The organism is Paenibacillus sp. JQZ6Y-1, from assembly GCF_040719145.1.
Classification (GTDB): domain Bacteria; phylum Bacillota; class Bacilli; order Paenibacillales; family Paenibacillaceae; genus Saccharibacillus; species Saccharibacillus kandeliae.
The window spans coordinates 314,348-326,827 of the sequence record NZ_JBFDUZ010000002.1 but is presented as its reverse complement, the minus strand read 5'-3'; the positions used below and the strand labels follow the sequence as shown (position 1 = coordinate 326,827).

Below are 12,480 nucleotides of genomic sequence, written 5' to 3'. Positions count from 1 at the left end.
ATAAAATGGAAAAATCCTTGTCTTACTTATTAACCATTCCATCGTCAGATGGTTGATGTCTGCCTAAAATTATCCTTGTGTTGGATCTTCACGTTGTGGCAGTGCAGCGGTGTCGTTCCCTTCCTTCACCAGCTCAACGCGAATAACATCGCCTACGACTTTCAGCTGAGCGGCACCAAGACCATTTTTCTGCAATTCTGCCTGTACCGCTTGTTCGCTGCGACTCGTAATAACCATGTCAGACGTCTGCTGCTCTTGCTGTAACAAGGAAACTCCTAGCTCCAACAAACGCTCTACCGTAAATGGTTTTTGCAAATATTTCTCATCCGGCTTTTCGGCAAAATCGCCCGGCTGATCAAATGCAGACGAGACGATGACTGGTACACGGCGGGTCAATTCTTTCGCTTTTAGCACGGTAATAAAATCCCAGCCTGTCTTCGGCCCTTGCAGTTGAATATCCACGATACACAGCAGCGGCGGCTTCTGTAATGTCTCCAAGCCCAGCAGTGCTTCTTCCGCACTGTTCAAGGTCAGAATCTCATACTGCTGTTCTTCAAAGGTCGCACCGATCAGTCGTGCCAGATTTTCCTCATCCTCAATGACCACAATGCGTTCATCCAGTTGCGGAATGTGCATTTTTGGCAATTTTACGGTAAATGTACTGCCTTGACCGAGCGTAGAATCAAACGATACCTCTCCGCCCAGATCGCGTACAATCTCGCGCACAATGGCCAAGCCTAATCCTGTACCGCCAATCTGACGACGATCGGAATTGTCGACCCGATAAAACTTGCCAAACATCTGATCCTTCGCTTCGTCTGGAATACCAAGACCGTAATCCTGTACCTCTGCTAACCAGTTGTCGCCCTGCTCACGAATACGTACATCGACCAATTCCTTGCCCGGCGAATACTTCACTGCATTGCTGATCAGATTGTGCATGACCTGCGTAATACGATCCATATCGGCGCGTACTAGGGTAGTATACTCAGGCAATGTAATATGAACGACATGATCCTGCTTGCCATCCCATTGTCCAGCTACATCCGCAACTACGGTACGCAGATCGAACGGAATAATCGTATAGCTCTGCTTGCCCGATTCCATCCGCTGCAAATCCAGAAAATCGCTGATCAGATTGGACAGACGATTGGCTTCGCGATAAATCGTATCCAGATACTTTTTCGACTTCTCTGGTTTGACTTCGCGATTAAGCAAAATCTCTACAAAGCCGAGAATACTTGCCAGCGGGGTACGCAATTCATGCGATACGATGCTGACAAATTCATTTTTCATCTGATTCGCTTGTTCTTCCTCTGTACGATCGCGGAAGACAAACAGATGATACTCACTCAGATCAGCGCCGGTAATGACGTTAGCGTACATCTCCATATAGTGAACCGAACCATCGCGGGCTCTCATTGTAAATTGGGTCTTCCACTCTTTCATATGTTCGTTCATCACATGACGAATCTGCTCACTCAGCTTATAGCTGCCCATATGCTGGCGATCCAAAAACTCGCTCAACGCAGTAATCGAAGCCCCTGTGCGCAGATCTGGCAGTACACGGCTTACCTGATCGTTACAGAAGGAGACGATACCGTTGTGATCGCATACAACTAGGCCCTCATGCAGCGAGTCGATAATTTCTTGAATTGTATCGCGCTGCTGCTTGATCATCTGCTTCTCGGCTTCCAGCTCGATATTCAGCTCGACCAGACGCGCACTTTGCTTACGACGATCTTCACCCGCCAGCTGTGCTTGATAGGCAAGACCGAACTGATTGATCATCCCTTCCGTCAGCAAACGATCCATAATATGCACGGACAGACTGCCATAGGTCGTGAACAGCAAATAGCCGATGACTTTACTTTCCTCATCAAACAGCGGGTAATAATGATCATCTGCTCGCTCATTGCCGTTGTGCATTCCTCTCTCCGCACCATTGACCGCACGGCTGCGAACGGTAGGCTTGCGCTCCTCAATGACTTCGCGTGCTGGTCCATACAGCTGCTCACTGGTCATGTTATCCTGCTCTTGCGGCCAGCCGATGGCGTGCACCATACGGAACTTCTGCCCTTCCGCTGCATCATTTTTTACGACCAGCATGATCGCATCATGGTGAGTCGCGTGCATTAATGCACGCAGACTATTTTCCAGAAAATCACCCATACGCGTATATCCAGTCAACTTCTCCTGATACGTATTAATCAGCTGCAATTGACGTTCACGCTCGGTCAGCTTCTCCAAAATGACCGACTGCTCATGCTGCTGTAGCAGAATTTCTTCATTTTGTGATTCCATCTTGTCGTTTTGCTCTGCCAGATGCTTGAGGTTGCTTTCCAATTGTTGATGACGATCTTCCAGTTGCTTCGTCATATAGTTAATGCCTTGGATCAGACTGCCAATCTCATCATCAAGCTCTCGCTCAGGTACATGAATGTATTCTCCCTTGCTGATGCGCTTCACTGCCGATTCTAGTTCCACTACAGGCTTGATCATCGCCTGACGCAGATACCGAACGAGCAGCAGCGCCGCGATCAATCCTAGCAAAATAAAGACCAACGGAATAAACAGCACCGCTGAATTCAACTGCTGACTTTGCTTGAGCAGCGAGTTCACTTCCGTACGCTCGCCCTGTATAATCTGGTTCAGCTGCATATTCACACCGCGTACCAGATTCGTCGTAATCGTCTGGGCAACACGTTCAATTTCTGCCTGCTGATTGTTGCGTTTATATTCTTCCACGATGGCAAAATAACTGAAATACTCCTGACTCTGACGAGATAGCTGTTCCAGATCGCTTTTCGCCTCCGCATCGTCCTGTGCATCATTGCGATATTGAGCCAGTTCTTCTTGAAAACGGTCACGATCACTTTGCGCCAAGGCTAAGAAGTTCGCTCCGTCATACGCTAGATAAGCGCGGAAATTCGATACCGCCGACCGATAATCTTCCCCGATCGTTTGCAGCCGGTTTTGACGATCTAGATGTACATTTACTTCATCGGTAATATGTGCCACCTGCTGCTTGAACATCCACTCCACCGCAAAAATAACCAGTCCAAATACGAGAAAAATAACAATCGTCCATCGAGTAACACGCCGGGCCAATCCGCCGCGCCGCTCCATTAATTCCCCTCCAATAAACCTTCAACTGCATCCATCAGCTGTAATGGGCTAAACGGCTTGGACATATACAGCGTCACGCCCGCCTGCTCAGCACGTATGCGGTCTTTTTCCTGCGCTTTGGCAGTCAGCAAAATAACGGGCTTGTCCGCATTGATCCCACCGCTGGAACGCAGCCACTCACATACCTCAATACCAGTCGCTTCTGGCATCATATAATCGAGAATAACCAGATCATACGCCTGCTCCTGCAAACGATCGCGCGCAATGCCGCCATCTTCCGCCTCCGCTACCTCATAACCTTCATCCTCCAAGGTTTCTGTCAACAAAAAGCGCAGAGCCGGCTCATCCTCTGCGATCAAAATCTGAAATGCTGCCATATAGTCATCCTCCTGTTTGTACCGCCGCTATCATCACGAGCGGTGAGTGGGTTGGTTTGCTTCATCGCATGTCTCTCTTACCTTTTTATAAACATTTTTTAACAATAAATAGTATTTATTTCAAGTCGTAACACAGTATCATTACCACAAACTGGTACCGGTCCAACAAATCCCGTCCAGAATGCAGGTCACTGGTCACCCCTGATGTCGCTAATGCTCCATTTATCGGCAGAAAGGTGCTTTTTAAATATAGGTCTTCGTTCTTAATCCTACACGCAAAATAATGCTTTTTACAGTTAAAAAACGAACGTTTTGTTCATCTTGCTGTACATATAACGACGCAGTATATATTCGTTCAAATGGCGAGAACAGATTTCATAGGGAGAGAGATATAAACGGAGATTGCTGCTAAATTCGAATAATGTCACCAGATTATTAAAGCGGATACAAAAAAGAAGAAAGAATTAAAAAAATATACAAATTTGAACAATGGGGGAACAGGCATGTTTCACGCTGGATATGCTATACTGAACAGGTAGTTTACTTCATTTCATTTACTTTGGAGAGGGGTTTTTCCTTCATTATGCTTCAACTCAGTCCCTCCTTTTTACAAATAGGCTCCACTGTCGGTTTAATTGTCATTGCGCTAACTGCTATTCTCGTTCGTTCACGCACGAATCACAGACCCGTAAACGCCAAAAAAATCCTCATTCCGCCGCTCGGCATGAGCACCGGATTTTTTATGTTTGTCGTGCCTGATTTTCGCGTATCATGGCTATGGGCGCTCGGCGCGTTTCTCGCTGGATGGCTGCTGTTCTCCTATCCGCTGATTCGCGGCACTCGGTTTGAGCATAACGGCACCGATATTGTCGTGCAGCGCTCCAAAAGCTTTCTCTTTATTCTGCTTGGTCTGCTGATGATCCGGCTGCTGCTGCACCGTTTTATCGAGCAATATATCAGCATTCCGCAAACGGCGGGTGTATTCTTTATTCTCGCCTTCGGTACACTGCTGCACTGGCGGCTGGATATGTACCGCAAATATCGCAAGCTGCATGAAGCGCATAAATCTAGCACTTCGCTGTGAGCATTTCCTTCTGATGACAAACCAAAAAGCTAAAGCCGTACTCCGGTACCAAGGGGACAGGCTGCGTTGCCGCAGCGAATGGTTTCCGAAGCTGGGGTGGCTTTAGCTTTTTTACGGTTATATGGGGTGTTGAATCCTTCGTCTGTGTTAGTGTAGATGATCCACATGAACATGATATGAATAAAGAAGCGCCCACAGAGCGTGGACGCTTTGTATCGATTGTATGCTTAACCTAGTTCTTATTCTTCTGCTACTTTGACGAGCTGTTTACCCAGATTCTGTCCGCTGAACAGCCCAATAAAGGCTTCTGGTATTTTCTCAAATCCCTCTACAATATTCTCACTGTATTTCAGCTTGCCGTCACGTACCCATTGCCCCAGCTCCTGCAATGCTTCTGCTTGTTCATGCGCATAATCGCCGACAAGGAAGCCCTTCAGCAGTACCGTACGAGTCAGCAGCATTGGCAGGATGCGTGGACCGAGTTCCGGCTTCTCCTGATTGTACAGCGAAATCTGACCGCATAGCGGAATACGCGCATTACGGTTCAACAGCGGAATGACCGCGTCTGTAATCTCTCCACCTACATTATCAAAATACACATCAATCCCGTCAGGACAAGCCTTTTCCAGTGCTTGGTCAAGCGGCTGATCGGTTTTATAATTGATCACTTCATCAAAGCCTAATTCTTCTTTTAAATAGCGGTTTTTCTCGTCCGAACCCGAGATACCAATCACGCGAGCGCCTTTGATTTTCCCAATCTGTCCAACAATCATGCCGACCGCGCCGCCTGCACCAGAAACGACGAGCGTCTCACCCGGCTGTGGATTACCGATACGCAGCGTGCCGAAGTATGCCGTCAATCCAGTCATACCGAGTACGCCGAGTGCCGTTGAGATCGGTGCTAGCTCAGGGTCTACCTTACGGCAAGCCTTCGCATCCATAATGCCATAGCGCTGCCAACCCCATGCACCGACCACAATATCGCCCTCATGGAAATGATCATCTTTGCTTTGCAGCACTTTCCCAATCGAGCCGCCTGTGATGACCTCGCCAACCGCATAAGGAGCGGAATACGACTTGGCATCCTTCATCCGTCCACGCATATACGGATCGACCGATACATATAGCGTTTTAATGAGCAACTGTCCGTCTTGCGGCGGGTTCAGCTCTTCCTTTTCAAATGTAAAATTGTCCAGCTGCGGCGTGCCTTCCGGCCGACTGGCAAGTGCGATGTATTCATTTTGTTGTTCTGCCATGTTCTATTCCTCCCTGAATCATGAATCGAATTGTTTTGGATAAAATCGTAGTGCTTCCAACAATACAATTACCCGTTTTTGCATCAATTTTGACCCTAATCGCTACATCTAACGTTGGATTCAAACACCAAGCCGAATAAATCGCCAGCAATGGGCTATGCTTTTGCTAAACGTCTATGATCTTAGAAACGTAAACATTACTACAATCCCAATCTGTAATGATAGCACTCATGAAAGCGTCCGCATGCACAAAAGGTATCCATAATCCGATTTTCATTCAAAAAAGAGTCAACTTATATAACATATTTACGGTTACAGCGGACGATAAAGATTGTATAATGGCAGAGATGGAAAGTATTTTGACATAATGGAATTGTCCTATTAGAGAGAGGCGTAGCCAGATGAGTACGATGGCGTTGGACTGCGCACGTTTCATTCACATCGATCGGGGGCTATACAAGATGGGTAGAAAAAATAGAAAAGTAGCGATTATCGGCGTTGGAATGGTGGGAGCAGGCTGTGCTTATTCCATGATCAACCAGTCGATTGCCGACGAGATTATGATGGTCGGACGCACTCACGATAAAGCAGTGGCTCAGGCGCTTGACCTGTCACATTGCATGGACTTTACCTCACACCGTACCAAAGTATATGCAGGCACACTAGAGCAATGCAGCGATATGGACATCGTGATCATTACCGCAGGAGCCAATCCGAAGCCCGGTCAGGATCGTATGACCGTATTGCACGAAGCCGCTATAATTACCAAGGAGATTGTTGATCCGATCATGGCAAGTGGGTTTGACGGTGTATTCATCATCGCAGCCAATCCAGTTGATGTGGTCACATATCTGACATGGCAATTTTCTGGTCTACCACGCGAACGTGTCATTGGCACGGGTACATCGATTGACTCGTCCCGACTGAAAACGATTCTATCGGATGTGTTCTCCATTGATCCACGTAGCGTACATGGATACGTTCTTGGCGAGCATGGTGAATCCCAATTCGTCGCATGGTCGCACGTAACCATCGGTGGCAAGCCGCTCCTGCATATTATGGAACAGCATGCCCAGCGCTTTCCCGAACTCAGTCTAGATGATGTAGCACTCAAAACGCGTGATGCAGGCTGGGAAATCTTCCTACGCAAAGGTCATACTCAATTCGGTATCGGCAATGCACTCGCTCATATCGCTCGCTCCATTCTGTACGACGAGCATCGGATTATCGCTGTGTCCGCTATTCTAGATGGAGAATATGGACAAAACGATGTATGTGCAGGCGTACCAGCTATTATTAGCGGTGACGGTATTCAGGAGCTGATCGAATTGCGACTAGACGAAGACGAGCAGCGCCAATTTGTCCATTCCTGCGATGTAATCCGTGGCGCAATTGAGCAAGTGCAGATTACAGTATAATGGGATGTTTGATGAGGATTAATTTATAGGTTTTGTCTATCAACTTATAGGCACAATCACAAGAGACAGCCAGCAGAGATCATGTAGAAGTGACCTTCCCTGCTGGCTGTATCTTTATTATTTGAAGTTATTCATTGCAATAGTCACGATTATGTCTTCGCAGCCAAAGCTACATGATCCAGACTGTCCCATACGCCAAGCAAATACATAATGCCTAGTGCTCGGTCATACAATCCATACCCCGGACGACAGTTCTGCTCCTCGCCCCACAGATGACGACCATGATCCGGTCGTACATATCCGTTGTAACCGTTCTCATGATACGCTTTGACAACCTCTGCTATATCGACACTGCCGTCTTTTCCACGATGGGATACTTCAATAAAATCACCATTATCGAATACCTTCACATTACGGATATGCGCAAAATAAATACGGTCATGAAACTCGCGAATCATCGCGGGCAGATCATTATCCGGGTTGGTCCCCAGCGAACCCGTACAGAACGTCAGCCCATTATACGGACTGTCCACCATATCTAGCAAACGACGAATCGTATCCCGACTGCGGATGATGCGCGGTAAGCCAAAGATCGGCCACGCCGGATCGTCGGGATGAATCGCCATTTTAATATCTACTTCTTCGCACACTGGTATAATACGCTCCAAAAAATATTTCAGATTATCGAACAGCTTTTCCTCATCTACATCGGCATACGCGGCAAATAGTTCATCCAGCTTTGCCAGCCGTTCTGGTTCCCAGCCCGGCATCGTAAATTTACCTGCACCTTGCAGAATGCGATCCACCATCTGACGTGGATTGTCGGTAATCGCCGCCTTTTCATAAAAGAGTGCATTCGATCCGTCCGGCAATTCCTTGTACAGCTCGGTACGCGTCCAATCGAATATCGGCATGAAGTTGTAACAGATCACCTTGACCCCAACCGTCGCCAATTTACGAATGGTGTCTATGTAGATGTCGATATATCGATCGCGCGTCGGTCGTCCAATCTTAATATCATCGTGTACGTTCACACTCTCGACGACAGCGGTACTGAATCCCTTCTCTGTAATCTGGTTTGCCACCTCCTGAATGCGCTCTAACTCCCACTCCTCGCCCGCTACCTTATCATGCAGCGACCAAACAATTCCCATCACCCCCGGAATCTGACGGATATGATCCAGTGTAATATTGTCATTGCCTTCGCCATACCATCTCCATGTCATGTTCATCCTGTTGCCTCCTCTACGATTTGGATATTTTTGTATGCAAGATTCAGGTAGATCATACGTCTGCCAGCAAATGTTGTCAAACGAACCGCTTCTTTAGCACTGACATCGTCGCCAGTTCCAACTTAGCTATATGTCAACACGCACAACGATCCAATACCTGCATACTAAAAAGCCACCAGTCAGGACATCATCCTGCTGGTGGCTTTTGTTATTCCAAATGTATGATGATTGGCTTCAATATAGGCTTTCTACTATATATATGTCTCAGCTGTATATAACTCAGCCTATACTCATCAGCCAATCACATGCTCCAACTAACCAATCCATCCTGCCCAAACTTCTTACTTCACTGTCAGCACTGGGCATTTGGCGTGTTGGATCACTTTATGACTTACACTACCGAGAAATAGTTCAGACATCGTATTCATGCCGCGTGTACCCATAATAATCAGGTCAGCTTTTTCCTCAGCAGCCAAATCGCAAATGACAGTTGCTGGATCGCCGTTATGGTAACGAATATTGTACTGTACGCCCGTTGGGTCCAAATAGCTGCGATACGATTCTGTCAATTCATGACCTTCCTCGTCCAGTCGTTGATCAATATCTACACCAAATGGCGGTTCAGACACCATCATGGTCGGGTTAACATGCAGCAGCGTCAATGTCGCTGGAGTCTTCAATGATTGTACCAGAGATACCGCATGTTCCAGTGCGCGGCTAGCATGCTCGGAGCCGTCCACCGCAACAGCGATGCGTTGGTACACGGTATTTTGATTATTTTCAGACATAAGCTTGTCCTCCATTCTGTCCTTCTCCTATGACAAACCAGTTATATCTTCTATTACCCATTCCGTATCAGATTGCGGCACATCTAACGATTAATGCCGTCATCTGACCCCTCTTCTCCTAAATGAATAGCCATGATTAATGTCCGTGCGAAACGTCGATATCGGCAAGATGACGACGGCGAACGATCAGCACCACAACGGCGACCAGTACCATCAGACCACCGAAGTAGAACGGAGTTGCCGAGTTGTACCATTCTGCCAGTTTCCCTGCCAGATACGGCGATACCGCACCACCGAGGAAACGAACAAAGCTGTATGCCGCTGAAGCGACCGAGCGCTCTACCGGAGCAGATTCCATCACCGCTGTCGTGATCAGCGTATTGTTAATACCAAGGAAAATACCAGCGATGATAACACCGATAATAACTAGTGTTGGCGAGCCAGTCGCTGCACCCAGACCCATAAATACTAGATCCAGTGCGAACAAGGTCAGCATTACACCCATCGAACCAGCGAGATTAAAGCGTGCTTGCAGCTTCGGTGCTACGAATACGGACGTAAACGCCAGCAGAATCCCCCAACCGAAGAATACATAACCCAGACCGTGCTCATCCAGTCCCATCACATACGGCGAATATGCCATCAGCGTGAAGAAACCGAAGTTATATAAGAAGGCGACAATCGCCAATGTTTTCAAAGCAGGGAATTTCAATGCTTTAAATGGATCAGACAAGGAACTGCGTGTTTTTGGTTTTGGAATTTTAGGCAGCATCACCAAAATGAATACGAAACCGAGCAGCATCAGAACACTAACACCGAAGAACGGTCCACGCCATGAAATGGAACCCAATTCGCCGCCAAGCAGAGGGCCAACGGAAATACCAAGACCGAGCGCCGCTTCATACAAAATAATCGCTTTGGCTGTACCGGAAGTGGACAATCCAACAATCGCGGACAAGGCAGTCGCGATGAACAACGCATTACCTAATCCCCAGCCACCGCGGAAGCCGACGATTTGGCTGATGGTATCCGACATTCCGCCCAATGCGGAGAAAATAACGATCAGGATGACACCGCTAAGCAGCGTCCATTTTACCCCGATCCGACTAGAAACGAAACCAGTGATCAGCATCGCCAGACCAGTTACTAGATTGTAGCTGGTGAATAGCAGCGATACCTGACTCGGTGTTGCATTCAACTGAGTGGCAATCGCTGGCAAAATAGGGTCAACGAGACCCAAACCCATAAATGAAATGACACAGGCAAAGGCAACCGCCCATACGGCTTTAGGCTGCGACAACAGTCCGCCTTGTTTGGGCAGCTCTTTGACTTGAGCTGTTTTTGTACTCATGATGATGTATTCCTCCCTTTTCTCTTCCGATCTCCGTTTCAATGAACCTATTTCTATATACGATCATGCTCCAACGACTCGTTGTTGGAACAAGCCTTTCGTAACTTACACTAGCTTGGTATGAATCAAACATCCAGCGTATGCTGCTTTACAAATCCGCCGTTTCGCTGCTTAGCCTCTCCAGACCTTCACGCACCTGCTGGCGCAATCCCTCGGCTTCCTGCTTGAATGACTGAATCGTATTCATCTTGCTCTCCATCATCTCCAGTTGCTGACCCAACGTCATATCGATCTGCTGGAGCTGCTGTCTGCGTTCTTGCAGGTCAGTAATACTGCGATACCGTTCGCGCTGCCCTCGCAGCATCTCCACCACTTCGATATACCGCTGCAATTCCTGTAGCGAGAAGCCAAGTACATCGCGCGCACTGATGATCTTTTTTAATCGTTCAATATCTTCGCGCGTATAGAGTCGGGTATTGCCTTCACTTCGCTGCGGAGTCAGCAGACCGATTTCCTCGTAGTAGCGAATCGTACGCTTCGTCAGATTGCATTCGGTAGCTACTTCATCAATCTTATACAGCGTCATGCCGTCCCCTCCAAATTTATATTTAAATAATTACATATCTTATATGAATATAATAGTACTATTTAACGTTAACGTCAACGTTATTTGAAAATTAAATTTAACTTTTTTCATTTATTTTCAGCAATCCAGCAAAAGAACTTCTTCCCCTGCTCTATATTGCCATCCAAATTCCGTACAACAAAAAGAACCCCTGCACCATAGGCGCAAGGGTTCGCGTTGAGTCAGCTATCTTATTTTGTGGATTTCTCTACCGCGTGACCGCCAAATTCGTTACGCAGTGCAGCAACGACTTTACCTGTAAACGTATCGTTATCCAGGGAACGGTAACGCATCAGCAGGGACAATGCGATAACTGGTGTTGCCATTTGCAGGTCCATTGCTTCTTCCACAGTCCATTTACCTTCACCGGAGGAGTGCATGATGCCTTGGATTTCTTCCAGACGACCGTCTTTAGCAAATGCGTTTTCGGTCAGCTCCATCAGCCAAGAGCGGATAACGGAACCGTTGTTCCATACGCGTGCCACTTTTTCGTAGTTGAAGTCGTACGGGCTTTTCTCCAGTACTTCGAAGCCTTCACCGATTGCTGCCATCATACCGTACTCGATACCGTTGTGTACCATTTTCAGGTAGTGACCGCTGCCTGCTTCACCAGCATACAGGTAGCCGTTCTCTACGGAAGTATCGCGGAATACAGGCTCAACGATATCCCATGCTTCTTTGTCGCCACCAACCATATAACATGCGCCATTACGAGCGCCGCTCATGCCGCCGGATGTACCTGCGTCCATGTAGTGAATGCCTTTTACTTTCATTTCGTTGTAACGACGAATCGATTCTTTGTAGTGAGAGTTACCTGCTTCGATAACGATGTCGTTCTCGGACAGCAGTGGAGCGATCTCAGCCAGTACGGAATCTACAACGCCGTGAGGAACCATAACCCACAATACGCGTGGTGCTTCCATTTTTTCTACCAGTTCAGCGATTGTGTTAGCGCCTTGTGCGCCCAGCTCGGAGATTTCTTTTACTGCTTCTTTGTTCAGGTCAAATGCAACAACCTCGTGGTTGTGATCCATCAGGTTTTGTCCCAGGTTCATACCCATTTTGCCAAGTCCGATCAATCCGATTTTCATAGTATAGCCCTCCATGTATTGGGATGATACGTATCCCTTTTTTTTGTCTAGTCATTGTACAACATCAAGCTGTCATCTATTGCCATTTCATGCCTGTCAATCCAGTCATTCCATTCCATGGCATTCTGC

General features: G+C 47.4%; 10 protein-coding genes. 2 read left to right on the top strand and 8 right to left on the bottom strand.

Features of this window, described 5'->3' with window-relative positions; genetic code table 11:
* Positions 1-69: 69 nt before the first annotated feature.
* Positions 70-3,129, bottom strand: coding sequence for an ATP-binding protein (locus tag ABXR35_RS15165; RefSeq protein ID WP_367062179.1), 3,060 nt, complete (start codon positions 3,127-3,129; stop codon positions 70-72).
* The gene (locus ABXR35_RS15160) at positions 3,129-3,506 is read right to left on the bottom strand and encodes a response regulator transcription factor (RefSeq protein WP_367062177.1); all 378 of its coding nucleotides are present in this window, start codon (positions 3,504-3,506) and stop codon (positions 3,129-3,131) included. The genes ABXR35_RS15165 and ABXR35_RS15160 overlap by 1 nt, the downstream gene beginning before the upstream one ends.
* A 583-nt stretch (positions 3,507-4,089) precedes the next feature.
* On the opposite strand from ABXR35_RS15160, the gene ABXR35_RS15155 reads away from it, so the two are divergent.
* On the top strand, positions 4,090-4,590 hold the full coding sequence (locus ABXR35_RS15155) for a CcdC family protein (protein ID WP_367062174.1): 501 nt from the start codon (positions 4,090-4,092) through the stop codon (positions 4,588-4,590).
* 239 nt (positions 4,591-4,829) lie between these two features.
* Here the strand turns inward: ABXR35_RS15155 and curA are convergent, their stop codons facing one another.
* Complete coding sequence (curA, locus tag ABXR35_RS15150) at positions 4,830-5,846, bottom strand: NADPH-dependent curcumin/dihydrocurcumin reductase (RefSeq protein ID WP_367062171.1); 1,017 nt, start codon at positions 5,844-5,846, stop codon at positions 4,830-4,832.
* Between the two features lie 461 nt (positions 5,847-6,307).
* Between curA and ABXR35_RS15145 the strand changes: the two genes are divergently transcribed.
* Positions 6,308-7,264, top strand: coding sequence for an L-lactate dehydrogenase (locus tag ABXR35_RS15145; RefSeq protein ID WP_367062168.1), 957 nt, complete (start codon positions 6,308-6,310; stop codon positions 7,262-7,264).
* A 149-nt stretch (positions 7,265-7,413) separates the two neighbouring features.
* On the opposite strand, the gene uxuA is transcribed toward ABXR35_RS15145, so the two are convergent.
* From uxuA to gnd, 5 genes are all read right to left on the bottom strand, one after another.
* A complete protein-coding gene (gene uxuA / locus ABXR35_RS15140; RefSeq protein ID WP_367062166.1) occupies positions 7,414-8,496 on the bottom strand; it encodes a mannonate dehydratase in 1,083 nt (360 codons plus the stop codon).
* A 341-nt stretch (positions 8,497-8,837) separates the two neighbouring features.
* Entirely contained in the window at positions 8,838-9,284 is a 447-nt protein-coding gene (locus ABXR35_RS15135) for a universal stress protein (RefSeq protein WP_367062163.1), read from the bottom strand.
* A gap of 136 nt (positions 9,285-9,420) precedes the next feature.
* Positions 9,421-10,635, bottom strand: a complete 1,215-nt coding sequence (locus tag ABXR35_RS15130; protein WP_367062161.1) for an MFS transporter — start codon at positions 10,633-10,635, stop codon at positions 9,421-9,423.
* 148 nt (positions 10,636-10,783) lie between these two features.
* A complete protein-coding gene (locus ABXR35_RS15125) occupies positions 10,784-11,221 on the bottom strand; it encodes a MerR family transcriptional regulator (protein WP_367062158.1) in 438 nt (145 codons plus the stop codon).
* A 230-nt stretch (positions 11,222-11,451) separates the two neighbouring features.
* Positions 11,452-12,351 (bottom strand): phosphogluconate dehydrogenase (NAD(+)-dependent, decarboxylating), encoded by a 900-nt coding sequence (gnd, locus tag ABXR35_RS15120; protein WP_367062155.1) that lies wholly within the window; start codon positions 12,349-12,351, stop codon positions 11,452-11,454.
* Positions 12,352-12,480: the final 129 nt, after the last annotated feature.